This window comes from Luteimonas sp. Soil_C_5 (assembly GCF_057656615.1).
In genome coordinates, this window is sequence record NZ_JBDGKA010000002.1 from 372,513 (window position 1) to 399,154 (window position 26,642).

Consider the following 26,642-nt stretch of genomic DNA (forward strand, 5'->3'; position numbering starts at 1 on the left):
CGCCTTCAATCGAAAGCTTATCGCAAGCGCCTGAACGCGGATGTCGGCTCCACCGCCAGGCACGCCAGCCCAATGTCCCTGTTCGCACTCGGCATCAACCACCAGACCGCGCCGGTCGCCCTGCGCGAGCGCGTCGCGTTTTCCGGCGATGCGCTGGCGGGCGCGCTGGCCGAACTGCGTGCGTTGCCGCCGGTGCGCGAGGTGGCGCTGCTGTCGACCTGCAACCGCACCGAACTCTATGCGGTGTCCGACGACGACGGGCGCGCCCTGACCGACTGGCTGGCGACGCACCCCGGCCGCGATGCCGACGTGGCCGGCGGCTCGCTGCACGCCTATCTCTACCGCCATCGCGACGACGCGGCCGCGCGTCATCTGTTCCGCGTGGCCACCGGGCTGGATTCGCTGGTGCTGGGCGAGCCGCAGATCCTGGGCCAGGTGAAGCAGGCCTGGGCCACGGCGCGCAGCGCCGGCACGCTGGGCACCGAGCTCGACCGCGTGTTCCAGCATGCCTTCGTCACCGCCAAGCGCGCGCGCAGCGAAACCCGCATCGGCACTAGTCCGGTGTCGGTGGCGTCGCTGGCCGTGCGGCTGGCGCAGGAATCGTTCGCGCGGCCCTCGGATTCGGCGGTGCTGCTGATCGGCGCCGGCGAGACCATCGAGCTGGCCGCGCGTCATCTCGCCCAGGCCAACGTCAAGCGCCTGCTGATCGCCAACCGCACCTATGCGCACGCGCAGGATCTCGCCGCGCGCCATGGCGGCATCGCGCTGCCGCTGGACGAACTCGACCGTCACCTGTTCCTGGCCGACATCGTGCTGTCGGCCACCGCCAGCCGTGAACCGGTCCTCACCCGTCCACAGGTCGCCGCCGCGCTGGCCGCACGCAAGCACCGGCCGATGCTGCTGATGGACCTGGCAGTGCCGCGCGACATCGCGCCGGATGTGGCCGAACTGCGCGACGTCTTCCTCTACACCATCGACGACCTGGAACGCAGGCTCGACGACAATCGCCGTGGCCGCCGCGAGGCCGCCAGCGATGCCGAGGCGATCATCGACCTCCAGGTCACGCGCTACGGCGAGGCCCGCGCGGCCAGCGGACGCCTGGCGCCGGTGCGCCGGCTGCGCGCGCATGGCGACACGATCCGCGCCGACGCCCTGGCCCGCGCGCGCCAGCAGCTGGCGGCCGGACAGTCGCCGGACGCGGTGCTCGAACTGCTGGCCCACGGCCTGACCAACCGCCTGCTGCATCTGCCGACCGCGGTGCTGCGGGAGGCGGCGTTGCACGGCGACGACGCCCTGTCCGAACGCCTGGAACACCTGCTGCCGCCGCTTTCCGACCCCGCCCCACTGGATCCCGATGCTGCCGACCCTGCGCCGTAAGCTCGAGGCGCTGGCCGAACGCCGCGACGAACTCGAACGCCTGTTGTCCGATCCGTCCACCGTGACCGACCAGGGTCGCTTCCGGGCGCTGTCCCGCGAGTTCGCCCAGCTCGAACCACTGGCCAGTGCGCTGGCCGACGAACGCGCCGCACTCGACGACCGCGAGGCCGCGCGCTCGCTGCTCGACGATGCCGACATGCGCGAAATGGCCGAAGAGGAAATCGCCGCGGCCGACGCCCGCCTGGAAGCCTTGGAAGCCGATCTGCTGGCGCTGCTGGTGCCGCGCGATGCGCGCGACGACGGCGGCTTCTATCTCGAGATCCGCGCCGGCACCGGCGGCGACGAGGCGGCGATCTTCGCCGGCGACCTGTTCCGCATGTACAGCCGCTACGCCGAGCGCCAGGGCTGGCGTGTCGAAGTGGAATCGGCGAGCACCGGCGAACACGGCGGCTTCCGCGAACTCATCGCCGCGGTCGACGGCAGCGGCGCCTACGCGAAGCTCAAATTCGAATCCGGCACCCACCGCGTGCAGCGCGTGCCGGAAACCGAATCGCAGGGCCGCATCCACACCTCGGCCGCGACCGTCGCGATCATTCCGATCGAGGACGCGGGCGAGCCGATCGAACTCAACCCGGCCGACCTCAAGGTCGACACCTTCCGCTCGTCCGGCGCCGGCGGCCAGCACGTCAACAAGACCGACTCGGCGATCCGCATCACCCACGTGCCGACCGGCGTCGTCGTCGAATCGCAGACCGAACGCAGCCAGCACGCGAACCGCGACAAGGCGATGAAGCGCCTGCGCGCGATGCTGGCCGACGCCGAAGCCGAACGCCGCGCTGCCGCGACCGCCGAGGTGCGCAAGCTGCAGGTGGGCAGCGGCGACCGCAGCCAGCGCATCCGCACCTACAACTATCCGCAGGGCCGGATCACCGATCACCGCATCGAAGGGCTGACCCTGTACGACCTGCCGAACGTGCTCGAAGGCAATCTCGACGGACTCGTCGCGCGGCTGTCGCAGGAACACCAGGCCGACGAACTGGCGCGCATGACCGCGCAGTGAGTCGCGGCACGGCGCGGACGACCAGCCGCGTCGCTGCGATTGTGCGCACGTGATCGCGACGCATGCGGTCACCGAGATGCGCGGATTTTTCATCGCGCGGCCGCCGGCAAACGCGCAGACTCCCCTGGGTGACGGGCGATGGCCCACCGGCCCGCGGACACGCCCCCGAAACGTCCGATGCACCCACGCGCGCGCGCGGATTTGAAGCGCACCGCAGAATCGCGATCGCGCGCCGCGGTCATGCGTCAAGCGATCGCTCGCAGCGCACGCGCCATCTCCGGTTGGCCGATTCCAGGCAGCCACCGCGCGGGCACCGGCCGCACCGCGATACCCGCGATCGCGGCTGCGCTGCGCAGGACGTCGTCGCTTCGAGGCCTCGCCACGAACAACGCGCGACGACGCGGACGGCATCGCCTCTCGATGCGGCGTTCGCCGACGGTGGAGTACCCTCGCCGCATGAGCAGCCAAACCGATTTCAAACCCCTGCAGATCTGCGTGCTGACGGTGTCCGACAGCCGCAGCCTCGAGACCGATACCTCCGGTGATTACCTCGTCCAGGCCCTGACCGGCGATGGTCACGGCATCGCCGAACGCGCCCTGCTGCCCGACGACCGCTACGCGATGCGCGCCCTGGTGTCGAAGTGGATCGCCGATCCCGCGATCGACGGCGTCCTGGTCACCGGTGGCACCGGCTTCACCGGCCGCGATTCGACACCCGAGGCGCTGCTGCCGCTGCTGGACAAGACCATGCCCGGCTTCGGCGAGCTGTTCCGTGCGATCTCGTTCGAAGAGATCGGCACCTCGTCGCTGCAATCGCGCGCCTTCGCCGGCCTGGCCAATGCGACCTTCGTGTTCGCACTGCCCGGCTCCACCTCGGCCTGCACCACGGCGTGGGAGCGGATCATCCGCCACCAGCTCGACGCGCGCACCAGGCCCTGCAATCTCGCCACCCTGCGTCCGCGCCTGAAGGAATAGCGATGGGCCTCGACCAGACGCTGCGCCTGCTCGCCAAGGCCCGCGGCCTCACCGCGGGTGAAATCGCCTCGGCGATTCCACGCGTCGGCGCGGCTACCGTGTCGGCCTGGATGCGCGGCGAAAAGGCGCCGGCGGCCGAGCAGCTCGAAGCGCTCGCACGGACCTTCGGCGTGCCGGTCGGCGCCCTGCTGGCCACCCTCGCCAGCACCTTCGATCCGGCGCGCACCAAGGGCGAACACGCCCTGCTGGCGGCGTATCGCGCACTGGGCACGCGGCAACAGGGCGCGCTGCTCGAAGTTGCCCGCAGCATGGCCGGCATGCGCGCCGAGCGCGCGCGCAAGACCACCACGCCTCGGGACGCTGCATGAAACGACTCAAGCGCAAGGCCTACGAGGCCGCACTCGCCCCGATGCAGATCGCGCTCGCCGAAATGGCGCACTGGGTGCAGGCCAGCGGGCAGCGGCTGCTGGTCGTATTCGAAGGCCGCGACACCGCCGGCAAGGGCGGTTCGATCAAGGCGATCTCCGAACACCTCAACCCGCGCCAGTGCCGGGTCACCGCGCTGCCGAAACCGTCGGAGCGCGAACAGGGCCAGTGGTATTTCCAGCGCTACGTCGAGCATCTGCCGGCCGCGGGTGAGATCGCCCTGTTCGACCGCAGCTGGTACAACCGCGCCGGCGTCGAACAGGTCATGGGCTTCGCCACGCCTGCACAGGTCGCGACCTTCCTGCGCGATGCGCCGACGTTCGAACGCCAGCTCGTCGACGACGGCATCCTGCTGTTCAAGTACTGGCTGGGCTGCGACCAGGATCAGCAGGAGGCGCGCTTCGCCGAACGCCTGGCCGACCCGCTGAAGCGCTGGAAGCTCTCGCCGATGGACCTCGCCGCGCGCGAGCGCTACGACGACTACACCCGCGCACGCGAAGCCATGCTGGCCGCCACCCACACCGCGCACGCGCCGTGGACCCTGGTGGATTTCAACGACCAGCGCCGGGGCCGGCTGACCCTGATCCAGGATCTGCTCGACCGTCTGCCCGACACGCGCGTCGACGCGCCACTGCCCGAATTCCCGCCGCTGCGCGTCGCGACCGGCACGGAGTGCTACGCCGAGGTGAAGCCGCTGCCGCCGATCCCCGCACGCACGCTGGAGCGCCTGCAGGCGGACGCGGACGCCTGAGCGCGCGGCCTCGGGCGTTCGGCGCCTTCAGGGGCACCAGGGTCCCTCGTACTTGAGACTGCAACTGGGCTCGCCGACTGCAATTCGGCCGTCCCGTGCGTTGCACCGATGCAGCATCGCGCCTCTGGCGCGCAGCGAAGCGCGCCTGGATTGATGCGTTGCCACTCGAGCGCTGTGCGCCTCCCAGCACCGCGGGTATGCCACAGCGCCGCGTGCAGCGCTCAAGCGCATCCAACGTTGCGGACGATGGCGCCCGGGTGCCCGCACGCGATGCATGCAGCGTCATCGCACACGCAATCAACCTATCGATTCAACCAGCGCGCGCGTTCGCGCAGATCAGGCGCCAACAGATTCGATGAGATACGCCCGAGCGCATCCAGACCCATCAGGCGCGCGACGCCTAGGCGCCGGACGCCGGACCGCCTGCGTCGGCGATCATCTCCTCGATGCCCTCGGCGGTGACCGGGCCGAGGAAGTGCTTGGCGACGCGGCCGTCAGGCGCGATCAGATACGTCATCGGCAGGCCCTTCGGTGTTTCGAAATCCGCCGGCGGCGCGAAGGTGTCGATGATCGCGACCGGGTAGACCACCGGCCGCTCCTCCAGGAATGCACGCATCGCGTCAGGTTCGATCTCCTCGTAGGCGAGCCCGACAACCTGGATGTGTTCGCGCATCGCATCGAGCGCGGACAGCTCCGGCATTTCCTTTAGGCAGGGCGCACACCACGTGGCCCAGAAATTGACGACGACCCAGCTGCCGCGATGGTCGGCCAGATCGAAGGTGCCACCGTCGATCGTCTCCACGCGGAGCGCAGGCTGTTCGCGCGACGAGGCCGGCGTTTCGCCAGCAGCCGCGCCGGCTGCCGGCGCGGCAACATCGGTGGCGGGACGCGCGGCATCCTCGCCGCCCTGCTGGCAGGCGGCGAGGGACAGGAGCAGGGCAAGACTGACAGCGGTACGGCGGATCATTTGGACGTCTCCGGAACGGGATACAGGCTGGCAACCCGGCGCTTGAGCAGGTCGCGCAGCGGAATGCGCAGGTCGTCCAGCGCACCGGCGGCGGCGATGCCCAGCGCATCGTCGCGACACGGCAGCAGCGCTTCGGACACCGGAATGCGCAGGTGACAGGCTTCGTAGAGTTCGGCCAGGGTCATGCCGTCGAGATCGCGCGCGAGCAGCCACTCGCCGGTCTCGGCGCGGCGCAGCAGCTGGATCTCTTCCAGCTGCGCCAGCATCTGCTGCACCAGGGTGTCGGTGAGCATCGGCTCCAGTTCCTGGATCTCGTCGCTGTGCAGGCCGCGACCCTTTGCACGCGCCTCGGCGAATCGTCCCAGCATGCGCAGCACGCCATAGAACTCGTAGCCGCGCGGCAGGCGCATATGCGCCGGCTGGTAGCGGAACGCGGAAATCGATGCGGCGAACGAGGCGCCCAGCAGGATGGCGACCCAGCTGAGATAGACCCACAAGAGAAAAATCGGCAGGAACGCGATCTGGCCGTAGATGCGCTCGTAGGCATCGAAGCTGCCGAGGTAGAGGCCGATCGCCCACTTCACCACTTCCGACAACACTGCCGCCAGACCCGCGCCGGCGAACGCGTGACGCCATTGCACGGTGCGATGCGGCACCACGCGGAAGATCGTCGCAAAGGCGATGAGTTCGATCAGCATCGGCGCCGCCCACAGCATCGCGCCGCGCAGGAACTGGCCCGAATCGGTGCTGAAGATCTCCAGCGCGAAGAATCGCGCCGAGACGGCCAGGCTGGCGGTCGCGACCAGCGCGCCCAGAGTCAGCACGGTCCAGTAGACGAGGAAACGGGCCACGGTCGGTCGTGCGGACTTCACCCGCCAGATCCGGTTGAACGTGGTCTCCACGCTGACCAGTGTGACCAGCACCGAGATCACCAGCGCGATGACGCCGATGGTGGTCAGCTGGCCGGTATTGGTCGACAGCTGCAACAGCACCGCCTCGACCGCGCGGGCCGAATCCGGCACGAAATTCGAGAAGATGTAATCGCTGAGCTGGTCGCGCCATTGCGCGAAGGCCGGAAACACCGCCAGCACGCCGAACACCACCATCGACAGCGGCACCAGCGCGAACACGGTCGTGAACGCGAGTGCGCCCGCGGCTTCGAACAGGCGGTCGTCGAGAAAACGCCGCCACAGGAAACGCGCGAACGTCAGCGCGCGTGCGCGGTCCGCCATGCGTTCGGACCAGCGGTTGAAAGTGGCGAGTGGCTCCATCAGCGAAGCGTAGCAAAGCGGTTTGCGCGGGGATGCATGGGATACGCACCCGTGACGCCGGCAAAGGCCGGAGTCTCGACAGCCGTAAAGCGGGACATCCGGCGACTCGCACTCCGATTGCGCCGGCGCCCGAAGACCCTGGATGATCCCGTGGCGGCCGCTGGAGATCGTGCTTCGACGGAATGACGGGGACGGAAGCACGCATCGCCTGCGCGATCCCCCACGCGCCGCCCACTGCGCGAGAATGCACAGGCGCACACGCATCGGGCACCAGGCCCATTACCTGGCCCTGCAGTCCGCGCACTCCCTTCGCAAACAGGCGTCTCCATGCCCGAGATCCTCGTCCTCTACTACAGCCGCAACGGCTCGGTCGCCCGCCTCGCACGCCAGATCGCACGCGGCATCGGTGAAGTCGACGGCATGCACGCGCGCCTGCGCACGGTGCCGCCGGTGGCCGCGGTGACCCAGCAGGCCGCGCCGCCCGTGCCGGAAGACGGCGCGCCCTATGTGGAACGCGCGGACCTGGCCGAATGCGCCGGCCTGTTGCTGGGCAGCCCCACGCGCTTCGGCAATATGGCGGCGCCGCTGAAGCATTTCCTCGACGGCCTCGGCGCCGAATGGGCCAGCGGCACGCTGGTGGGCAAGCCCGCCGGGGTGTTCACCTCCACCACCACCCAGCACGGCGGCCAGGAAGCGACGCTGCTGACGATGCTGGTGCCGCTGCTGCACCACGGCTGCGTGATCGCCGGCATTCCGTATACCGAGCCCGCATTGAGCACCACGCGCAGCGGCGGCACGCCCTACGGCGCCAGCCATGTGTCCGGCCTGCAGGACGATCCGCAGCCCACCGAAGACGAGGCGGTGCTGGCACGCGCGCTCGGCCGGCGCATCGCGGGTCTGGCCGCGACACTGTCCGCATGACGCGGCCGTCTTCGCGCCACGTGCTGGCGGCCTCGCTGGCGCTGCTGGCCGCGCTGTATCTGATCTGGCATCGCGACGATCCGCATTTCGTCGCAGCCCTGCTGGTGTTCGTGCTACCGCCGCTGGTGCTGCTGGTCGGCGTGCTGCGCAATCTGGCCAGTGCACCGCTGTGGTCGGGCATCGCCGCGCTGTTCTGGTTCTGCCATGGCGTCATGTACGCGTGGTCGCATCCGGAATTGGGGCTGTACCCGTGGGCCGGCATCGCGCTGTCGCTGTCGGTGGTGTTCTCGGCCAGCCTGCCCGGCATCCGCGCGCGCTTCGGCGGACGTCGCCCACCCGGATGAGCGATGCCCTGGGCGGCAGGCCGGTATCATGTCGGCCCCTTCGTCGCTGCCCGCAGGACCGCTTTCCATGGACGAGCTGCTGATCGTCACCACCGGTGGCACGATCGACAAGATCTACTTCGACGACAAGTCGGATTACCAGGTCGGCGAGCCGCAGATCGGGCGGATGCTGGAAGACCTGGGCGTCGCGTTCCGGTTCCGGGTGATCCCGATCATCCGCAAGGATTCGCTGCACATCACCGACGACGACCGCGAACTGATCCGCGCGACGATCGCCGCGCAATCCGCGCGCCACGTGCTGCTGACCCACGGCACCGATTCGATGGTCGAAACCGCGCGCGTGCTGGCGGCCATTGAGGACAAAACCATCGTACTGACCGGCGCGCTGAGCCCGGCGCATTTCCGCGGCTCGGATGCGGAGTTCAATATCGGCACCGCCGTCGGCGCCGTGCAGTCCAAGCCGCCCGGCGTCTATGTGGCGATGAACGGCCGGATCTGGGATCCGCTGAAGGTCCGCAAGAACGTCGAAGCCAACCGCTTCGAACCGCTGCCCTGATCAAGACGATCCACGCGTCCGCAGGCATATCCGGGTGAGTCACGCCGGCCCGCGCTCGCGAAGGCCGGTGGTCAGCCAATGGCACAACTTCAATCAAGTGCGGGCTCGTCGCATCGCGGGGCTTACACCAGATGACGCGGTCCCGCGCAACGCGGGCTAGCGCACTGACGGCTCCGGCACCGGGCCGATGGTCATCATGCCGTCGACCTCGGCGTACTCGACATCCGGATCGGCCTTCCAGTGCGCGAGCAGGCGCTGCGCCTGCGCACGGTCCAGCGGCGTCGAGGCCGTCACCAGATCCGCGCCGATGCCCATGCGGTGTGTCCAGCGCAGCGTGATGCCGTCCTGGGTGGCGAAGATCTTGGCCGCCGCATCGAGACGCGACTGCACGGCCGCGCTGTCCTGCCTGGGCGCGCTGCCTTCGCGGTATTTCACGATGAACCGCTGCCACGGGCCATCTCCCTGCAGAACGTGCTGCTGTGTCGCCATCGCGCATCCCACCGTCGTCATCAACATCAGCGCCAGCGCCGCCAGCCACAGGGGCTGCAGGCCGCGCCACCGGTTCGGTCCAGGCATCGGATTTCCTCCATACAAGGTCGCAGGTGATCGTAGCCATCACCGATGAACGCGGCGTCCGCCGTCCAGCCGAAACCAGAACGCCCCGACCTTCCGGCCGGGGCGTCGCCTGGTGGATGACCCGCGCATCCCTGCACGGGCGGGGCGCTCAGTTGTGGCGGGCCTGCAGGGTGACGCCGGAGAACGCCGTCTCGCCGACGACCAGGATGTAGTAGCTGCCGGCCTGCGGCGTCGGCACCCGGATCGACTCGTTGTTGCCCGGACGTGCGGACCGGTAGTCGTAGGTGTCGAGCGTCGGTGCCTCGTCGAGCGAGACATGCACCGTGACGTTGCCGCTGCCGCCCGAGGTCAGGATCGTCAGCGGACCGGTCGCGCCGGCTTCGACATCGAGGCGGTACAGCGTCGCCTGCCCGGCCGCGCCCGACAGCCCGGTGACCGGCGTGCGGTTCACGAGCTCGATCGCATCCGGACCGGTGTCGCCCACTTCGATGCTCTGGGTGACGGTGTGACTGCGGTCGTCGGCATCGGTGACGGTCAGGCTGACGGTGTAGACACCGGCCTCGGCATAGGTATGCGTCGGGCTGGCCTCGGTGGAGGTCTCGCCGTCACCGAAGTCCCAGGCACGCGCGACGATCGCACTGTCGCCGTCGCTGGAGCTGTCGGTGAAGCTCACGGTCAGCGTGGCGTCGTCCACCACGAAGTCGAAGTCCGCCGTCGGCGCGCCCGGCTCCGGCGCTTCGGCGCCCAGCGTGTCAACGAACTGCGCGCCGGTGCCGGCACTGTCCAGCCAGTCGCTCAGACGTGTCGCCGCGGTGCCGCCGCCGGTCCACGAGGTGAACAGCCGGCCGTACCAGTCGACATGATCGGCGCCGGTGGTCGAGCACGAGGCGTAGCCGCCATGCAGCTGGCCGACGACGCGGCCTTCGGGGCTGTAGATCGGCGAGCCCGACGAACCGCCCTCGGTCGTGCCGCGCTGGTTCCACTGCACCCACAGATGGCTGGCGCCGGTATTACCCAGATAGCCCTCGATCCGCAGCGGCGTGTCCGAATGGGTGATGCGCTTCTCCGCGACGCGCGGGTGGTGGATGCCGGTGGCGCCCTGCGGCGCGGCGTCGCGGCGGTCCCAGCCCGACCAGCTCAGGTTGAAGGCCGGGTCGGCCGCATCGTCGAGTTCCAGCAGGGTGAAATCGGACGCGGCACTGGTGGCCCGCACCACGGCGCCGGCCTGGTTCTGCGCCAGGCTGCCGTCGCCGTTCGCACCGCTGTCCGCGCTGCCCGGCGTGCGGCAGGTCGAGTTCTGGTAGTTCCAGTACACGACGATGCTCGCTGCCGCGTCGGCGGCGCCCATGCCGCAGTGGTGCGCGGTGAGGAAGTACATCTTCTGGTCACCGGCGGTGTTGTTGAGCAATGAGCCGCTGCAATAGAACTGGCCGAAGCGTGAGTACGCGCCGACGGAGGGAATCTCGTCGCGGAAGTCGTCGCCGTCCGGGCACACCACGTCGACGTTGCAGCTGCCCGACACGCCCTTGGTCTGCGCCAGCGCACCTTCGCGCGCGAGCCGGCCGAAGCCCACGTAGTCGTGGTTGATGCTGGTCAGACGCAGCTTGAATTCGGACAGCCGCGCCTTCGGCACGACCGCCTCGATCACCGCGCTGTCGCCCGGCACGATCGGCGTCCAAAGACCGCCGCCCGAGGTGACGTCGCTGGCGTCGAAGGCGCGGATGGCATCGGGATCTGCGTTCCGGTCGAGACCCGCCGGATACACCAGCAGGCGCCCGCCTTCGGGCATGCGGTAGTCGGCGAATCCGAAGTTCAGCGACAGGGCATCTTTCGATTCCACGCGCAGCCGCCAGACCAGATCGCCATTGGGCAGTTCATCCCAGTCGCCGGCAGTGTCCGGCGTGAGGTTGACCGCGTGCGGGGTCGCGAACCGTACCGGGCGCTGGCCCAGCGCGCGCGACTGGCGGGCGTCCTCCGCCTCGAGGCGTGCGCGGTCGATCGCCGGCATGCGCTTGAGTTCGACCGTGTGCTCGGCCGGCAGGCGGTTGGAGAACGCAGCCGGCCGCGCGTCGCGCGGCGCGGCCACGGCCACACCGAGCGACAGCGTGCCGGCGGTGAAGCATGCAATGAGCGTTTTCATGCGGTGGTTGACCCCTCAGTCGTGTGATGACGCGAATAAAAACGGAGCACGCCGCAGCGGCATGCTCCGCCGGTGGCGCGCGCGACGATGACCCGCGCGCCACCTGCCCTCTGTGCCGGAAACATGCGTGGACGCGCCGGATACCGGCTGCGTCCTGTGAGTTGCTGCGGCGCCCGCGTGGCGCGCTGCGGCCGCGCGCGGGAACGCCCGCCTGCCTCTCCGGCCTCGTGGCTTGTATTCATCGCTGCGCGCTGCGCGAACGCGCGCGCGCCATCCGCAGCCTTCGCGTGCGGCGACGCTGGATCGAGGGGGAGCGAGGCGGCAGTTGCGGGTCTTGTCCCGGCGACCGCTCCGGCCCGGGCGCGACGCGACGCGCACCGGGTGGTCAGGACCGGTGCATCGGCATCTGAACAATCGCGGGCGGGTTGCGCCACGGACGCCGCTCCCATCGATCCAGGCACAGCGTCGGCCGGCATCTGCCAGGCCGGCACCGGCAATCTGTCCGCTGCCGGCTGACCGTCGACCCTGCGATGCGTCACCTGCGACACCCGATGCTCCCCGTCCTGGGAGGCCGCACGATCGCGGCGGAGCGGACCGGGGGTCGACACGTCGACGCCATGGCCCGCGATGAACGCGGACATGACAAAACTGACCGCAAACTGACGCTACGCGGCATGCGGTTCGGGAATCAACCAACAAAAAGCCCACTGCGTCACAGATCGGCGCAGTGGGCTATTCAGTTCGTCAGAATTTTGGCGCGTGGCGCCAGGGCCGCGCTCAGAGCATGCCGGTCTCGAGACGGGCCGCTTCGGACATCATCGAGCGGTTCCACGGCGGGTCGAACACCAGCTCGACGTCGGCTTCGGCCACCGTGGGGATCAGCTCCAGCTTGCTGCGCACGTCGTCGACGAGGATCTCGCCCATGCCGCAACCCGGCGCCGTCAGGGTCATCTTGACCTCGACCCGGCGCTGGCCGCTGTCGCCCGGCTGGACTTCGGCCTCGTAGACCAGGCCCAGATCGACGACGTTGATCGGGATCTCCGGGTCGAAACAGGTGCGCAGCTGGCTCCACACCATGCGCTCGACCGCGGCATCGTCGGCATCCGCGGGCAGTTCCAGCGGCACCGGCGGCTCCTTGCCGATCGCATCGGCATCCCGCCCCGCGATCCGGAACAGGTTGCCTTCGACGAACACGGTATAGCTGCCGCCCAGCGCCTGGGTGATGTAACCGGCGCTGCCTGCGGGCAGGTTGACGTTCTCGCCCTGGGGGACGAGGACGGCGGCGCAATCGCGCTCGAATCGGACGGGTTCGCTGCTGCGGGAATACATGACCAGGACATGGTGGCGCGTGGAGGCCACGGCAAGGCTGTCATTGTATCGCCAGCCGCCGCTATGCTGGCCGGCCGCGCACGCGATACAGCCTTCCATGCACAACCCGACCCGACCCGTCCGTGACCGGCGTTGGCCGCTGGCGATCGCGCTGCTGCTGCTCGGCAGCATCGGAATCGCCGCGGTGTGGATCCTGGTCGCCGATGCGCGCAACGCGCAGAGCAGCTGGATGGCGGTGGTCGCGGCGCTGGACGCCGCCTGGATCCTGCGCCTCGTCCGTGCCCGTCCCGGCGCCCTGCGCGCGCTCGCCGGCGTGACCGCCACCGCGCTCGCGATCCTGGTCGCGAGCTTCGGCATCGTCGCCGCCCAGCTGGCGCGGCCGATGGGCATGCTGCCGTGGGAATCGGCACTGAAACTCGGCCCCCAGCACGCCTGGACGCTGGCCAATCTGGCCAACGGCCCCGCCGACATCGCCTGGCTGGCGGCCGGCCTGGTGATCGCGGTAGTGCTGACGCGCTAGCGGCTCAGTGCCCGCCGTCGAGCGCCTTGAGCTCGGCGACTAGGGCACCGGCCATCTCGGCGCCATCGCCGTAGAGCATCCGGGTATTGGGCGCGTAGAACAGCGCGTTTTCGATGCCGGCGAAGCCCGTGCCCTTGCCGCGCTTGATGACGATGGTGTGCTTCGAGTCGACGACGTCGAGGATCGGCATGCCGTAGACCGGGCTGTTGGGATCGGTCCTGGCGACCGGGTTCACCACGTCGTTGGCGCCGATCACCAGCGAGACGTCGGTCTGGGCGAACTGCGGGTTGATGTCGTCCATGTCGACGATCAGGTCGTAGGGCACGCCGGCCTCGGCCAGCAGCACGTTCATGTGCCCCGGCATGCGGCCGGCCACCGGATGAATCGCGAAGGTCACCTTGACCCCGCGCTCGATCAGCCGCTGGCTCAGTTCGCGCACCTTGTGCTGGGCCTGGGCCACGGCCATGCCGTAGCCGGGCACGATCACCACGCGCTCGGCGTAGGCCATCATCGCCGCGACGTCGGCGGCCTCGATCGGCGTCTGCGTTCCCTCGATCGCCTGCGCTTTGCCGCTGGCGCCAAAGCTGGAGAACAGCACGCTGCGGATCGAGCGGTTCATCGCCTTGGCCATCAGCCGGGTCAGCAGCATGCCGGCCGCGCCCACCATGGTGCCGGCGATGATCAGCGCCTCGTTGCCGAGCACGTAGCCTTCGAAGGCGACCGCCAGCCCGGTCAGCGCGTTGTACAGCGAGATCACCACCGGCATGTCGGCGCCGCCGATGGGCAGGGTCATCAGCACGCCCAGCGCGAGCGCGGCAACGAAGAACGCGACGATCGCCGGTGCGCCGAGGGCATGGACGACCACGCCGCCGAGCACGGCCGCCGCACCGAAAACGGCGAAATTGAACAGCTGCTGGCCGCGGAAGGTGTAGCGCCGGTCCATGCGCCCGTCGAGCTTGGCCCAGGCGATCACCGACCCCGACAGCGCGACCGCGCCGATCAGCGCACCGACCACGGCCAGCGTGCGCACCAGAGGCGGCGCGACTTCCACGAGCGGTGACGCACTGGCCTGGGCGTTCCAGCGCAGCAGTTCCACCGCGCCGATCGCCGCCGCCGAGCCGCCGCCCAGTCCGTTGTAGAGCGCGACCATCTGCGGCATGTCGGTGATCGCGACCCGCTTGCCCGAGACCCAGGCCAGCCCCGCGCCCAGCGCGATCGCCACGACCATCAGCCCGATGTTGGCCAGTCCCGGCACGAAGAACGTCGCCAGCGTCGCGATCACCATGCCCGCGCCCGCCCAGTGGATGCCGGAACGCGCGGTCTTCGGTGAGGCCATGCGCTGCAGACCCAGCAGGAACAGCGTGGCGGCCGCGAGATAGCTCAGCTGCACCGCCACGCCGATCGCCTCGCCACTCACGGCGCGTCGTCCGGCCGGACCGGCGCGCTGGGCCGGAACATCTCCAGCATGCGTTCGGTCACGACGTAGCCACCTGCAGCGTTGCCCGCCCCCATCAGCACCGCGATGAAGCCGACGACCTTTTCCAGCGTCGTGTCCGCATGCCCGAGCACCACCATCGCGCCGATCAGCACGATGCCGTGGATGAAGTTGGATCCCGACATCAGCGGCGTGTGCAGGATCACCGGCACGCGGGAAATGATCACGTGGCCGGCGATGGCCGCCAGCATGAAGATGTACAGCGCCACGACCCCATCGATCATTCCGATTCCCCGCCGGCGTGTCGCCGCATCATAACGCCGGGTGAACCCCGCGCCAGTCCGTCCGCCGGAGTGCCCGCCGCGTCAACCGGAGTGCGCGCCGCGCGTTGTCCTCTCCCACACGACCCTGGCGACACACGCTTCGATGGATGGCAGCCGCTTCCCCCTTCAGCAGCCCGCATGCGCCCCGCGCGGTAGGCTGGTGGCCGTGAGTGATCCATTGCCCGCGGCGATTACCGCCGAATCCGCTGCTCCGGCCACGCTGGAAGCCTTTCTCGCCGACGTCCAGCGTCGGGCGTTCCGCTTCGCCGAACTCGGCCTGCGCCATCGCGACGACGCGCTCGACGCCGTGCAGGACGCGATGACCAAGATGCTCGGCTACCGGGATCGCCCGGCAGCGGAGTGGACGCCGCTGTTCTGGACGGTCCTGCGCAGCCGGATCATCGACGTCCAGCGCCGGCGCACCTTCCGGCTCAGCTGGCTCAGCGATGCGCGGAAGCCGGACGGCGAAGAGATCGACTGGGCCGATACCGGCCCGGACCCGTCGCGCAATCACGACGGCCGCGAAGCCTGGCAACGCCTGGCCGCCTGCGTGCGTGACCTGCCGCGACGCCAGCGCGAGGCCTTCACCTTGCGCGTGCTCGAAGAATTCGATGTCGAAACCACCGCGCGCATCATGGGATGCAGCGCCGGTTCGGTGAAAACCCATCTGTTCCGCGCCCGCGAGGCGCTGCAGACGCAACTTGAGGAGTTCCGATGACCCCCCTGCCGAACGATCCGCAGGCGCCGTCCGACGACGCTGCGATGCGCGCGCTCTACGTGCAGGCCCAGAACGCGATCTCGGGCGGCACCACCGCGCGCCTGCACCGCGCGCGCCACGCCGCCGTCAATCCGGCAACGGCCACGCGCCGCGGCTGGGCGTGGCCGGTGGCCGCGAGCTGCGCCGCGCTGTTCGCACTGGCGATCGGCATGCAGGTGGCATTGCCGCCCACGGACGACGCAGTGCCCGGGCCCACGGTGAGCGCACCGCTGGCGGTGGCCGAAGGCGCGGTGCTCGACGAGGGCGCAGCCGATGCGTTCTCGACCTACGACGAATCGCCCGATTTCTACCTGTGGCTGGCTGCGAACGAAGCCACCCTGCTTGCTGTGGAGTGACCATGTCCCGCATCCGCTTCCGTCCGCTGCTCGTCCTTCCGCTGCTGTCGTGCCTGTTGGCCGCCGGCGCGGCATCCGCCCAGTCGGCCGGCACCGCACCGCCCGCCTGGGACCAGCTTCTGCCGGCCCAGCGCGACCAGCTGCTCGCGCCCGTACGCGACCGTTGGCAGAACGCGGATGCCGACGAGCGCCGGAAGATGCTCGAGCACGCCCGCCGCTGGCAGGCGATGACGCCGGCCGAACGCGAAACCGCCCGGCACGGCATGCACAGCTGGAAACGCCTGCCTCCCGAGCAGCGCGAAGAAGCACGGGCGCTGTACAGCAAATTGCGCACGCTTCCGGACGCCGAGCGTGCGGCGCTGCGCGAGCGCTGGCGCGACATGACGCCGGAACAGCGCCGGCAGTGGGCGAATGCCAATCCGGCACCGCGGGAACGCGAGGCACGCTGACCGCGCGCGTCGCAGTCAACCGGATGCGGCAGCGTCCTGTCGCGCCGGCCATACCGTGCCGGCCAACAGCGCATCGCTCCAGTCCAGTGCAATCCCGCCGTCGCGCAACAGCAGTTGCACGAAATTGAACACGTTGCGCGCATACATCTCGCTGGCATGCGTCGCGCCCAGGCTGGCAAGTCCCAGTGGGCCAGCCACCGTCACGCCAGCGAGTTCGATGGTCTCGCCCGGCACGGTCGCCTCGCAATTGCCACCGGTCTCGGCCGCCAGATCGACGATCACGCTGCCCGGCCGCATGCCGGCGACCATGGCGGTCGTCAGCAGAACCGGCGCCCGCCGCCCCGGTACGGCCGCGGTGCAGACGACGACGTCGATCCCCTTGAGGTGCTCGGCCAGCCGGCGCTGCTGCTCGGCGCGCTCGTCATCGGTCAGGGCCCGGGCGTAACCGCCCTCGCCGGCGGCGGTGACACCGAGGTCCAGCGCGCGCGCCCCGAGTGAGGCGATCTGCTCGCGCGTCTCGGGGCGCACATCGAAACCTTCCACCTGCGCACCGAGCCGGCGTGCGGTGGCGATGGCCTGCAGGCCGGCGACACCCGCGCCCAGCACCAGCACCTTCGACGGGCGGATCGTGCCCGCCGCGGTCGTCAGCATCGGAAAGAACCGCGGCGCCAGCTGCGCGCCGATCAGCACCGCCTTGTAACCGGCAATGCCCGCCTGCGAGCTGAGGACATCCATCGCCTGGGCGCGCGTGGTTCGCGGCAGGCGCTCGAGGGGAAATGCCACGAGACCGCGCGCGACGATGGCGGCGCTGCGCGCGTCATCGGCGTCCGGCTGCAGCACGCCGACCAGCACACTGCCCGGGGCGAGCGCCTGCAGTGCTGCAGCGGCCGGTGGCTGCACGCAGAGCACCACATCCGCATCCCGCCACGCCGCGGCCGCATCGGCCACCAGTTCGGCGCCGGCGTCGGCATAGTCCGCATCGGCGAAGTACGCCCGGGCGCCGAGGCCCTGCTGCACGCGGACCCGCGCGCCCGCGGCGACGAACTTCCTGCAGGTTTCAGGCGTCAGTGCCACACGCCGTTCGCCTGTCGCGGTCTCGCACGCCACACCGATCGTCACCGTCATCGACCGCTCCCCTCGCCCGGACACGTGCGCCCATCCTAGGCCCGGCACGGGTCTCCGGACAAAGTCCGCGGGCAAGCGCCCCGGTTCAGGCGTTGCGCGCGCTCGCAGCCATGTGGTCCAGCGCCGCCGCGACCGCACCGCCCGGTGGCCGCGGCTGGAGCCGGCCGTCTTCGACGCGCAGGCGCAGGGCGGACGGCGACAGCAGGAGCGCCTTCGCGCCGGCCGCGTTGACCAGCAGGCAACCGCCGGTCAGCGTGCTGCGCCAGGCCAGACGCAGGACGCGGCCGGGCGCGGCGACGCCGGGCTGCACGAAGCGCTGGCCTTCGACGAATGCCGTGTCACCGTTCGCGGCGCCGCCGCTCGGGTCCTGCGGTTCGTCCAGCACGTCTTCGTCGCCATTCGTCGGCGTCATGGCGTGGACAGCGCGCGGCGTCGGGCTTGCATGTTCGGCCACCAGACCGGCGAGCTGCGCGTCGGTCGCGGTCTCGTCGACACCGCACTGGACGCAGCACTCGCGCAATGCAGGCAGGATGCCGAGCAGCCGGTCGGCGACCGCGCTGCCGCCGGTGCCGGCGGCCAGGGCATCGACTTCGACCAGCGCGTCGCCCAGCGACAGCATCTCGCGGTACCGGTCCGATGCCGCACCTTCGCGCAGCCACGCCTGGACCAGGCCTTGGCGCCACTCGCCATCGATGAAGGCCGCGACCGTCGGCAACAGGGGGCGATCTTCGAGCCGTGCGGCGACGTCGACCGCCGCCTGGCGCCGCGCCGCGTCGAGACGCTCGCGTCCACGCAGGGCCTGCCAGGTCCGACGCTCGACGGCCTCGATCCGGCGCCGGTGCTGGCCGAGGACCCCGTCGATCTGCGCGAGCTGCGCGGGAAACACCCGTCCGTCGCCATGCGCGCCGTCGATGACGGCCGATGCCGCGCGGTCGGCCAGGGCCTGCAATTCGAGCGAGGCCTCGTCCGTCTCGTCGGCGCCGTCCCACAACTCCAGGATCAAGGCCAGCAACTGCATCGACGGCGGCGAGGACACCTCGAACAGCTGCGGATCGTTGAGGGCGAGATGCAGATACGGCAGGGTCAGGATCGCCAGCCGCTCGCGCGCAGGGGGCAACAGCAGGTGGCGCGCGTCCAGCAGATCGAACAGCGCACCGACCAGGGAAATCGCGTCGTCCTGTTCGGGCGAAAACGCGACCTCGCGCCGGTCGATGCCGAGACCACCGGCCACCTTGTAGAGCCCCTCGCGGATGCGCACCGCATGCGACGCGCCCGCCATCGGCAACGCACGCTCGGCCTGCAGCAACGACAGCGTGGCCTGGAACTCCTCGGGCCGGAAACTGCGGGAGGCGGCATCGAGTTCGGCGCGTCGCGCGTCGCGCAGGGTGCGCGCATGGCGACGCAGCAGGTTGCCGCGCGGCGCCTCGGCAGCGCGCGGCGTTCGGGCTGCGCCCAGCGGACCGCCGCTCTGCCAGGCTGGCGTTGCAGGCGCGAGCGCGTTGCCGTCTTCCCAGACCCGGGTACGCGCCGCCGTGCTGTCCGCAGGCACGCCGAGCGACGACACCAGCGCGGCGTGGTCGCTGTCGCCAGCCATCGCATAGCCGGCTTCAGCCAACCGGGTATTGCACCAGGCGTACAGCGCACCCAGACGGGCGTCGAGCAGAGATTCGTACCGTCGCAGCAGCGCCGCGCGCAGGCGCCGGCTGCAGTCCTGGGCATCGAAGGCCTGCAGGAAACAGTCGACCACGAAACGGGCGGCCAACGGATTCGACGGTCGCTGCCGGTAGCCCAGCGCCGCGGCCAGCGAATACAGACGGCGGTCGATGACGTCACGCACGCTTTCGAAGCGGCGATCCAGTGACTCGGCAACCGGCTGCCCGATCAGCTGCGCCTGCAGCTGGTCATCCGACAGCAGCGAAAACTGGTCGAGCCGGCGCGCGACCGGCGACTCGGGCCATGCGGCAAACACGACGGCGAAGGCTTTCTGCCAGATCTGTTCGTGACGGATGAGTTCGGCGCCCAGCACCGACAGCCCGGTGAGATCGTCCGCAATCGCATCCGCGCTGCGCATGTCCTGGGTCAGCGCATTGCGCTCGGTTTCCAGACGGACGCGTTCCAGACGCAAGGTCTCGCCCAGCAGCGGGAGCAACCGGGCCGCTGATTCGCGTCGGATGCCATCGAGTACCTGCGCGGGCGTTTCCGTTCGGCCGCTGTCACCGGCTCCCTGCACTATGAAACCGGGCATGCACCCCTACTCCGCCCACGTCGATCGATCGCAGGACAATAACGCAAGCCATGGCGACGCGTCTTGCGCCGCGCGCGTCGTTCAGCCGGCAGCGGACGAGATCGTCGCGTCGTTGGCCGCGTTGAGCTGCTGCCAGACGTGCTTCATCGCCTCGTCGAACGGTGCATCCACCGCGCGCACCACCACCCGGCCTGCGCCGACCAGCGATGCCAGTTCTTCGGGCGAGACGACCATCTTGCGGATACCGCGACGATTGACGATCAGCAGACGCGCCGTAAGCGGGCTGATCCAGGCAATGCGCGCGGCGGACTCGCGTCCGTTGTCGTCGATGAGCCGCAGTCCCTGGCCCACGCGCAGCTGGCGCATGCGCGCGGCGATCGTGGGTTCGAAACCGGGCGTCTCGCCGGCCACCAGTCGCAGCGCGGTGTCCTGTGGCTCGTCCTCGAGGTCGTCCTGCGCCTGCGGCACGTAGACCGAGCGCGGCGTATCCGGCATCGCCAGCGCCGAGATGATCCGCGCCACGGCATCGCGCGCGGCATCGGCGTCCATACCGCAGCTGGAATAGCACTCGGCCAGCGGCACCTGCAGCGCGAGCAGTTCGTCTGCAACGGCGGTGCCCAGCGCATGCGCCGCATCGGCATCGACCTGGATCATCGCATCGCCCACGCCGATGGCCGACAGATGGCGCTGCGAATCCGGACCGTCGCGCAGCGAGGTCTGGGTGAGGTAGTGACGCCAGTGGCGATCGAGGAAGAAGGCGACGGCCGAGGTCAGACGGCGGTCCGTGAGTCGCGAGGCGACGATGTCGTTGACGCTGCGACGGGCCTGCTGGAGACGCTCGCGGCCGTGGATCGCTTCGGCCGCGCGGCGCTCGGCCACTTCGGCCCGGCGGCGCTGCTGGTCCAGACGGTCGCGCAGCTCGGACGCGGCCATGCGGAAGACAGCCTGGTCGCTTTCGTATTCGTCGACGACGCGATCGACTACGCGCCCGGCGTGGTCGAGCAGATCCCGGTCCTGCGCGGTCTCACCGGCGTTGCCGTCGCAGGCTTCGGTGACCGCATCGAGCAGCTTGCGGGCCGGATGGCCCCGCTGGTTGAACATGGAATCGTCGGTCAGCGCGACCTTCAGATAGGGCACGACCAGACGGCTGTAGATGTCGCGCGCCTGCTGCAGCAGGTCGTTCGCGTCGAACAAAGACTGGAACAGGATGCCGACCAGATCGATCGCATCCTCGTCCTCGGCGCGCAGCGGCGTCTGATCGGGATCGACGCCAAGCTCGCGCAGACCACGCAGCAGTTCGTCTCGGATCACATCACCCAGCTGGCGGCGATCGTCACCAATCAGCACACGCGCATAGGGAGAGGCATCGTCGCCCTGCAGCATGCGAGCGACGTTGAGCAGCTGCGACATGCTCAAGCCGGTGCCGCCTGCGCCATCGGCCGCGACATCGTGATGGGTGGCGGCGTCGGCGTCGCGCCGCTCGCGCCACTGGTGCAGCTGCTCACGAACCAGATCACGGTAACCGCGCGCGGCAGGCGCCGCATCCGCCGCATGGCCCTGGCCATGCGCGGCGAGCACATCCATCAGGCCGGAGGACAGCGGGCCGTAAGCAGGCGATGACGACGCGGCAACCGCAATGTCGCCCTCGTTGGAACCTGCGTGTTCGACCACGCCGCCTTCGGGGACCCAGGCGCCGCCGGTATCACGGCGCGACTCGGGGGCAGCAGCCTGGGGCGCGGGCCGCGCCATCGAGCGCGCCGCCGCATGCGAAGGCGCGCCGCTGATGGACGCTGCTTCCAGCGTGGCGTTGGCCTTGGCGTAGACCTCGGACAGGATCGACGGCAGCCGCTTGTCGAACTGGTGGAAAACCGTCGAACGCAGGCCCGGCGGCAGATCGTCGGCCTCGAACAGCCGCACGAAGGCCATCACCGGCACTTCGGGACGCAGCGGATTCGCGCGCGCGCCCTTGAGGTCCAGCCGTCCGGCAAGCACGCCCAGACGCTCGTCCAGTGCCGTCAGCGGATGCAGGAACTGATGGTCCATCAGCTCGATAATCTGTTGCGCGGCAAGCTGGATCTCCAGTTCGCCCTCGGACATCAGCGACAGTCCATCGGCCGCGGGCGGCGCCGGCCGGTCGGACAGCCACTGCTCGAACTCGGCCTCGATCGACTTGCGATAGCGGGTGGCGAGCTCCAGCGCGCGATGGCTGAGATCGAGTACGGCGACCCGGTCTTCCTGCGCGGCCATGTAATCGTGTCCCGCCAGCGCTGCCAGCCGGACCTGTTCCTCGATCGAACTCCAGAATCCCGACAGCACCCCGCCCAGCGCGGTCACGGCATCGTGGCGCAGGGTCTCGATCACGCGGTCAGGCGCTCGCGCCTGCGTTGCGCGCGCGCCGGGGCCGGCACCGATGTCGTCGGAATGCATCATTTGGGGAGGATCGGGGGAATGGGGCACACTGCCCCGGACATAAGATTCCGGAAGCGTGGCGCTAAGTCTGTGACGATACTCGCAAAAACTGAACACGACCTCTTCGCGGCGCTCGACGCCCGCCGGTCGGTGCCCGCGCGCCAGCTGGAAGCGCCCGGCCCTGACGATTCCGAGCTGCTCCGGATTCTGCGCGCCGCGTCGCGGGTGCCCGATCATGGCAAGCGGGTGCCGTTCCGCTACCTGCGGATTGCCGGCGATGCACGGCACGCCCTCGGGGAACTCGTCGCGGCCCGATCGGTGGCCCGCGATCCGGACGTCGGCGCGGGCGCGCTCGACAAGGACCGTCATCGTTTTTCGCACGCACCGCTGGTGATCGCGGTCGTGGCGATCCTCGATCCGGACGACACCAAGATCCCGGACGTCGAGCGGTTGCTGACCGCGGGCAGCGTGTGCTTCGCCCTGCTGCAGGCCGCGCAGGCCGCCGGATTCGGTGCGACCTGGCTCACCGGCTGGCCCGCGTACGACGCCGGGATCCTGTCCAGCCTGGGACTGACCGCGAACGAGCGCATCGCCGGCTACATCCACATCGGCACGCCGCGCCTCGATCCGCCCGAGCGCGAGCGGCCCGATCCGCAGGCCCTGCTCACCGACTGGCATCCCGCCGCGGGCTAGTCCTGCCCGGACCGGCCGCGGCCGGAGGCGTCACAATGTGCGGATGACGCCTCTCTATCTGGTCGACGCCAGCCTCTATGTGTTCCGGGCCTGGCATTCCATGCCCGACGAGTTCCGCGACGCCGACGGCTGGCCGACGAACGCCGTCCACGGCTTCGCACGCTTCCTGGCCGAGCTGATCGAGCGCGAACGCCCGCGACATATCGCGATCGCGTTCGACGAGGCGCTCGACAGCTGCTTCCGCAACCGCCTCTACCCCGCCTACAAGGCCAACCGGGCACCGGCGCCGGACGAGCTGCGACGCCAGTTCGGGCACTGCAAGGCGCTGTGCCGGGCGTTGGGCCTGCCGGTGCTGGCCGATCACGACTACGAGGCCGACGACCTGATCGGCAGCGCCCTGCTGGCGGGCCGCGCCCGCGGGCACACCGGCATCATCGTGTCGGCGGACAAGGACCTGTCGCAGCTGCTGCAGGGCGAGGACATCCAGTGGGACTTCGCGCGTGGCCAGCGCTGGACCGCTGCGGGCGTCAAGGCCCGCCACGGCGTCGATGCGCACCAGATGGCGGATTACCTCGCGCTGTGCGGCGATGCGGTGGACAACATTCCCGGGGTGCCGGGCATCGGCTGCAAGACCGCGGCCAGCCTGCTGCATCACTTCGGCACGCTGGATGCGCTGCTGGCGCGCAGCGACGAGATCCAGTTCCTGCGCTTCCGCGGCGCCGGCCAGGTCGGCGCGAAGCTGCGCCAGCACGCGGACGCGGCGCGGCTGTTCCGCCAGCTGACGACCATCGCCTGCGACGCGCCGCTCGGCGAGGTCACGCATGGTTTCGCGCGCCGGGACGGCGACGCCGATACGCTGCGTGCGCTGTGCGATGCGCTGCGGTTCGGTCCGCTGACCCGGCGCCGGCTGTATGCCGCCGCCGGACTCGACTACGCGCCGGTCGCCGAGCTCTGAACGCCCACGCGTCCGCGCCTCACTTCAGGATTCCTGCATGACCTCCGACACGAACGCCGACGATTTCGAAGTCCTCCACCAGGGCGACTGGCTGCGCCTGGTCCGTCACGGCAAATGGGAAGCCTGCGAACGCACCCACGGCGGCAACGGCATGGCGGTCCTGGTGATCGCGGTGACGCCCGATGACGAAGTGCTGTTCGTCGAGCAGTACCGCGTGCCGCTGGGCGCGCGCACGATCGAGATGCCGGCCGGCCTGGTCGGCGATGGCGGCAGCAGCGATTCGCTGGAGGACGCGGCGCGGCGCGAACTGATCGAGGAAACCGGCTGGTCCGCCGGCCGCGTCGACGTGCTGCTGACCGGCCCGACCACCGCCGGCATGAGCAACGAACGCGTCGCTTTCGTACGTGCGCGCGAGCTGACGCGCGTTGGCGACGGCGGCGGCGTGGATGACGAATCGATCATCGTCCACACCGTGCCGCGCGCGACTGCGCCGGCGTGGCTGATGCGCAAACACGCGGAGGGCTTCGAGCTCGATCTCAAGCTCTGGGCCGGGCTGTGGATGGTCGACTTCAATCCGGATGGTTCAGCCGCGGATTGATGCACCCGGCAGGCTCATGGCGCGCGGAGCGCCAGGGTCGCGAGCGCAACCGGCATCAGGCGGTTCAGTGGAGTGACCGCGTCGTCCCAGTCGTCCTCGTAGAGACCGGCGAGGCGGAAACCGGCCGCCAGTTGCCCGCCGATCTGGGTCTGCAGCGAATGCCCGAACTCTGCGGCACGTCCGCTTGCGTTCCATGCCGCACGCGCGTCGGGGCTCAAGCTGTCCGGCTCGGCGTAAGGCAGCCGGTGCCGCGCGACGCACGCACCGGTGTCCGTCGCCTCGTCATGATCGAACAGGAAGAACGCCGGATTCATGAAGCCGGCCAGCAGGCGTCCACCAGACCGCAGCACACGGGCGCACTCGCGCCACACCACTTCCACGTCGGGCACGAAGACGTTCGACACGGGGTGGAACACGATGTCGAAGCTCGCATCCGCGAATGCCGACAGGTCCGCCATGTCGCCGCGCACACAACGCAGCGCCAGCCCGTCGCGCTCGGCGACGGCGCGGTCCTTTTCGAGCTGCACGTCCGACAGATCGAAGCTGGTGACGCGCGCCCCTGCCGCGGCCAGTACCGGCGCCTGCTGTCCGCCGCCCGATGCGAGGCACAGCAAATCACGCGCATCCAGCGCACCGAACCAGTCGCGTGGCACCGTGCGGTTCGGCGTCAGAATGACCGACCAGTCGCCACGTCGCGCGGCTGCGATGACCTCGGCGTTCACCGGCATCGTCCACGCGCTGCCAGACGTCGATTCGCGATTCCATGCCGCCCGGTTGTGTTCGAGCACATCCATGGGATGGACCTCAGGCCTTCTTGACGAACTCCGTCCGCAGGACGAGGCCCTTGACCTTCTCGACGTTGCATTCGATGAGATCGGGATCGTCAGTCAGGCGGATGTTCTTGGCCAGCGTGCCGCGCTTGAGCGTGACACTGGTGCCCTTGACCTTGAGGTCCTTGATCACGGTGACCGCATCACCGTCGGCGAGGCGGGCGCCGTTGCTGTCCTTGACGATGAGTTCTTCTTCAGACATCGGAATTTCCTGTGCGCGACGGACCTGCCGTCGCGCATCGACAAGTTGGGATGACGTCGCCGCCGATCGACTGCGGCGCGTGCGATCAGGCGAAGCGGTCGGTCGCGCGCACCAGCGCGTCGATGTTCTCGGCCTCGAACGCGGAATGGCCGGAGGCCGGGGTGATCGTCAACTCCGCCTTGGGCCAGACCTGGTGCAGGTCCCACGCGTTCTGCACCGGGCAGACGACGTCGTAACGGCCGTGGACGATGACACCGGGGATGTCGACGATGCGGTAGGCATCGCGCAGCAGCTGGTCGTCGACTTCGAAGAAACCGGCGTTGGTGAAGTAGTGGTTCTCGATGCGCGCGAAGGCGAGCGCGAACTGCGCGTCGGCATGGCTGTCGGCGAAGGCCTCGTCGACGTGCAGGAAGCTCGTCGCGCCTTCCCACACGCTCCACGCACGCGCCGCGGCCAGACGCACGGACTCGTCGTCGCTGGTCAGGCGGGCATGGAACGCTGCAATCAGATCGCCCCGCTCGCTTTCCGGAATCACGGACACGTACTGCTGCCAGGCTTCCGGGAACAGACGCGACGCGCCTTCCTGGTAGAACCACTCCAGTTCCCAGCGACGCAGCATGAAGATGCCGCGCAGCACCAGCTCGGTCACCCGGCGCGGATGGCTCTGCGCGTAGGCGAGTGCGAGCGTGGAGCCCCAGGAGCCGCCGAACACCTGCCACTGCTCGATGCCGAGGTGCTCACGCAGCGCCTCGATGTCGGCCACCAGGTGCCAGGTGGTGTTGTCGACGAGGTCCGCATGCGGCGTCGAGCGTCCAGCGCCGCGCTGGTCGAACAGCACGATGCGGTACTTGGCCGGATCGTGGAAGCAGCGCATCTTGGGGCTGCAGCCGCCGCCCGGGCCGCCGTGCAGCAGCACGACCGGCTTGCCCTTCGGATTGCCGCACTGCTCGTAGTGCAGCGTGTGGCGGGCGTCGACGGCGAGGGTGCCGACGTCGAAGGGTTCGATGGCGGGATAGAGCTGGCGCATGCGTCGTATATCCGGAACTGCACAA

Annotated in this window: 27 protein-coding genes and 1 pseudogene; 15 read left to right on the forward strand and 13 right to left on the reverse strand. The window is 69.6% G+C overall.

Annotated features, from left to right (window positions below; genetic code table 11):
• Window positions 1-72: 72 nt before the first annotated feature.
• The 5 genes from hemA to ppk2 all read left to right on the forward strand — a co-directional run bounded on the left by hemA (window position 73) and on the right by ppk2 (window position 4,589).
• Window positions 73-1,377, forward strand: coding sequence for a glutamyl-tRNA reductase (gene hemA, locus AC3A5K_RS06185; protein WP_487616628.1), 1,305 nt, complete (start codon window positions 73-75; stop codon window positions 1,375-1,377).
• Complete coding sequence (gene prfA, locus AC3A5K_RS06190; protein ID WP_487616629.1) at window positions 1,355-2,437, forward strand: peptide chain release factor 1; 1,083 nt, start codon at window positions 1,355-1,357, stop codon at window positions 2,435-2,437. Before hemA ends, prfA begins: the two co-directional genes overlap by 23 nt.
• Window positions 2,438-2,893: 456 nt before the next feature.
• A complete protein-coding gene (moaB, locus tag AC3A5K_RS06195) occupies window positions 2,894-3,412 on the forward strand; it encodes a molybdenum cofactor biosynthesis protein B (RefSeq protein WP_487616630.1) in 519 nt (172 codons plus the stop codon).
• 2 nt (window positions 3,413-3,414) lie between these two features.
• Window positions 3,415-3,780: a helix-turn-helix domain-containing protein gene (locus AC3A5K_RS06200; protein WP_487616631.1), complete on the forward strand. Its 366-nt coding sequence runs from the start codon at window positions 3,415-3,417 to the stop codon at window positions 3,778-3,780.
• Entirely contained in the window at window positions 3,777-4,589 is an 813-nt protein-coding gene (gene ppk2 / locus AC3A5K_RS06205; protein ID WP_487616632.1) for a polyphosphate kinase 2, read from the forward strand. The genes AC3A5K_RS06200 and ppk2 overlap by 4 nt, the downstream gene beginning before the upstream one ends.
• A 400-nt stretch (window positions 4,590-4,989) precedes the next feature.
• Here the strand turns inward: ppk2 and AC3A5K_RS06210 are convergent, their stop codons facing one another.
• Window positions 4,990-5,556, reverse strand: a complete 567-nt coding sequence (locus AC3A5K_RS06210; RefSeq protein ID WP_487616633.1) for a TlpA family protein disulfide reductase — start codon at window positions 5,554-5,556, stop codon at window positions 4,990-4,992.
• The gene (locus AC3A5K_RS06215; RefSeq protein WP_487616634.1) at window positions 5,553-6,827 is read right to left on the reverse strand and encodes a YihY family inner membrane protein; all 1,275 of its coding nucleotides are present in this window, start codon (window positions 6,825-6,827) and stop codon (window positions 5,553-5,555) included. Before AC3A5K_RS06215 ends, AC3A5K_RS06210 begins: the two co-directional genes overlap by 4 nt.
• A 327-nt stretch (window positions 6,828-7,154) precedes the next feature.
• On the opposite strand from AC3A5K_RS06215, the gene wrbA reads away from it, so the two are divergent.
• The 3 genes from wrbA (at window position 7,155) to AC3A5K_RS06230 (ending at window position 8,648) form a co-directional block, all read left to right on the forward strand.
• Entirely contained in the window at window positions 7,155-7,748 is a 594-nt protein-coding gene (gene wrbA, locus AC3A5K_RS06220; RefSeq protein ID WP_487616635.1) for an NAD(P)H:quinone oxidoreductase, read from the forward strand.
• A complete protein-coding gene (locus tag AC3A5K_RS06225) occupies window positions 7,745-8,092 on the forward strand; it encodes a DUF2069 domain-containing protein (RefSeq protein ID WP_487616636.1) in 348 nt (115 codons plus the stop codon). The genes wrbA and AC3A5K_RS06225 overlap by 4 nt, the downstream gene beginning before the upstream one ends.
• Window positions 8,093-8,159: 67 nt before the next feature.
• Window positions 8,160-8,648 (forward strand): asparaginase domain-containing protein, encoded by a 489-nt coding sequence (locus AC3A5K_RS06230; RefSeq protein WP_487616637.1) that lies wholly within the window; start codon window positions 8,160-8,162, stop codon window positions 8,646-8,648.
• Between the two features lie 156 nt (window positions 8,649-8,804).
• Here AC3A5K_RS06230 and AC3A5K_RS06235 read toward each other — a convergent pair whose 3' ends face one another.
• The 3 genes from AC3A5K_RS06235 to sufT form a co-directional block, all read right to left on the reverse strand.
• Entirely contained in the window at window positions 8,805-9,224 is a 420-nt protein-coding gene (locus tag AC3A5K_RS06235) for a hypothetical protein (protein WP_487616638.1), read from the reverse strand.
• A 148-nt stretch (window positions 9,225-9,372) separates the two neighbouring features.
• Window positions 9,373-11,364, reverse strand: a complete 1,992-nt coding sequence (locus AC3A5K_RS06240; protein WP_487616639.1) for a PKD domain-containing protein — start codon at window positions 11,362-11,364, stop codon at window positions 9,373-9,375.
• A gap of 777 nt (window positions 11,365-12,141) precedes the next feature.
• Entirely contained in the window at window positions 12,142-12,693 is a 552-nt protein-coding gene (sufT, locus tag AC3A5K_RS06245) for a putative Fe-S cluster assembly protein SufT (protein ID WP_487616640.1), read from the reverse strand.
• Between the two features lie 97 nt (window positions 12,694-12,790).
• Between sufT and AC3A5K_RS06250 the strand changes: the two genes are divergently transcribed.
• Window positions 12,791-13,213 carry a hypothetical protein gene (locus tag AC3A5K_RS06250; RefSeq protein ID WP_487616641.1) on the forward strand — a complete coding sequence of 141 codons (423 nt, stop codon included), beginning with the start codon at window positions 12,791-12,793 and terminating at the stop codon, window positions 13,211-13,213.
• Window positions 13,214-13,217: 4 nt separating this feature from the next.
• Here the strand turns inward: AC3A5K_RS06250 and AC3A5K_RS06255 are convergent, their stop codons facing one another.
• Window positions 13,218-14,630 carry an NAD(P)(+) transhydrogenase (Re/Si-specific) subunit beta gene (locus AC3A5K_RS06255; RefSeq protein WP_487616642.1) on the reverse strand — a complete coding sequence of 471 codons (1,413 nt, stop codon included), beginning with the start codon at window positions 14,628-14,630 and terminating at the stop codon, window positions 13,218-13,220.
• Window positions 14,627-14,932 carry an NAD(P) transhydrogenase subunit alpha part 2 gene (locus tag AC3A5K_RS06260; RefSeq protein ID WP_487616643.1) on the reverse strand — a complete coding sequence of 102 codons (306 nt, stop codon included), beginning with the start codon at window positions 14,930-14,932 and terminating at the stop codon, window positions 14,627-14,629. Before AC3A5K_RS06260 ends, AC3A5K_RS06255 begins: the two co-directional genes overlap by 4 nt.
• 199 nt (window positions 14,933-15,131) lie before the next feature.
• Here AC3A5K_RS06260 and AC3A5K_RS06265 point away from each other — a divergent pair, with 199 nt between their 5' ends.
• Genes AC3A5K_RS06265 through AC3A5K_RS06275 form a run of 3 tightly spaced genes read left to right on the forward strand, consistent with a single transcriptional unit; the run spans window position 15,132 to window position 16,533 of the window.
• A complete protein-coding gene (locus AC3A5K_RS06265) occupies window positions 15,132-15,689 on the forward strand; it encodes an RNA polymerase sigma factor (protein ID WP_487616644.1) in 558 nt (185 codons plus the stop codon).
• Window positions 15,686-16,084, forward strand: a complete 399-nt coding sequence (locus AC3A5K_RS06270) for a hypothetical protein (RefSeq protein WP_487616645.1) — start codon at window positions 15,686-15,688, stop codon at window positions 16,082-16,084. Before AC3A5K_RS06265 ends, AC3A5K_RS06270 begins: the two co-directional genes overlap by 4 nt.
• A 2-nt stretch (window positions 16,085-16,086) precedes the next feature.
• Window positions 16,087-16,533, forward strand: coding sequence for a DUF3106 domain-containing protein (locus AC3A5K_RS06275; protein WP_487616646.1), 447 nt, complete (start codon window positions 16,087-16,089; stop codon window positions 16,531-16,533).
• Window positions 16,534-16,548: 15 nt separating this feature from the next.
• On the opposite strand, the gene AC3A5K_RS06280 is transcribed toward AC3A5K_RS06275, so the two are convergent.
• The 3 genes from AC3A5K_RS06280 to AC3A5K_RS06290 all read right to left on the reverse strand — a co-directional run bounded on the left by AC3A5K_RS06280 (window position 16,549) and on the right by AC3A5K_RS06290 (window position 22,264).
• On the reverse strand, window positions 16,549-17,658 hold the full coding sequence (locus AC3A5K_RS06280) for an NAD(P) transhydrogenase subunit alpha (RefSeq protein ID WP_487616647.1): 1,110 nt from the start codon (window positions 17,656-17,658) through the stop codon (window positions 16,549-16,551).
• Between the two features lie 85 nt (window positions 17,659-17,743).
• Entirely contained in the window at window positions 17,744-19,903 is a 2,160-nt protein-coding gene (locus tag AC3A5K_RS06285; RefSeq protein WP_487616648.1) for a DUF1631 family protein, read from the reverse strand.
• Window positions 19,904-19,984: 81 nt separating this feature from the next.
• On the reverse strand, window positions 19,985-22,264 hold the full coding sequence (locus AC3A5K_RS06290) for a DUF1631 family protein (protein ID WP_487616649.1): 2,280 nt from the start codon (window positions 22,262-22,264) through the stop codon (window positions 19,985-19,987).
• Between the two features lie 144 nt (window positions 22,265-22,408).
• On the opposite strand from AC3A5K_RS06290, the gene AC3A5K_RS06295 reads away from it, so the two are divergent.
• From AC3A5K_RS06295 to AC3A5K_RS06305, 3 genes are read left to right on the forward strand one after another with little or no spacing between them, the layout of a single operon-like run.
• Window positions 22,409-23,005, forward strand: a complete 597-nt coding sequence (locus AC3A5K_RS06295) for a nitroreductase family protein (protein WP_487617063.1) — start codon at window positions 22,409-22,411, stop codon at window positions 23,003-23,005.
• Window positions 22,962-23,960 carry a 5'-3' exonuclease gene (locus tag AC3A5K_RS06300; RefSeq protein ID WP_487617064.1) on the forward strand — a complete coding sequence of 333 codons (999 nt, stop codon included), beginning with the start codon at window positions 22,962-22,964 and terminating at the stop codon, window positions 23,958-23,960. Before AC3A5K_RS06295 ends, AC3A5K_RS06300 begins: the two co-directional genes overlap by 44 nt.
• 37 nt (window positions 23,961-23,997) lie before the next feature.
• Entirely contained in the window at window positions 23,998-24,558 is a 561-nt protein-coding gene (locus tag AC3A5K_RS06305; protein WP_487616650.1) for an NUDIX hydrolase, read from the forward strand.
• A gap of 14 nt (window positions 24,559-24,572) precedes the next feature.
• Here the strand turns inward: AC3A5K_RS06305 and AC3A5K_RS06310 are convergent, their stop codons facing one another.
• The 3 genes and pseudogenes from AC3A5K_RS06310 to pip form a co-directional block, all read right to left on the reverse strand.
• Window positions 24,573-25,352 carry a class I SAM-dependent methyltransferase gene (locus AC3A5K_RS06310; protein ID WP_487616651.1) on the reverse strand — a complete coding sequence of 260 codons (780 nt, stop codon included), beginning with the start codon at window positions 25,350-25,352 and terminating at the stop codon, window positions 24,573-24,575.
• Window positions 25,353-25,362: 10 nt separating this feature from the next.
• A pseudogene (locus tag AC3A5K_RS06315) lies at window positions 25,363-25,572 on the reverse strand (alkylphosphonate utilization protein); the annotation flags it as partial.
• Between the two features lie 103 nt (window positions 25,573-25,675).
• Window positions 25,676-26,617, reverse strand: a complete 942-nt coding sequence (pip, locus tag AC3A5K_RS06320; protein WP_487616652.1) for a prolyl aminopeptidase — start codon at window positions 26,615-26,617, stop codon at window positions 25,676-25,678.
• Between the last annotated feature and the right edge of the window lie 25 nt (window positions 26,618-26,642).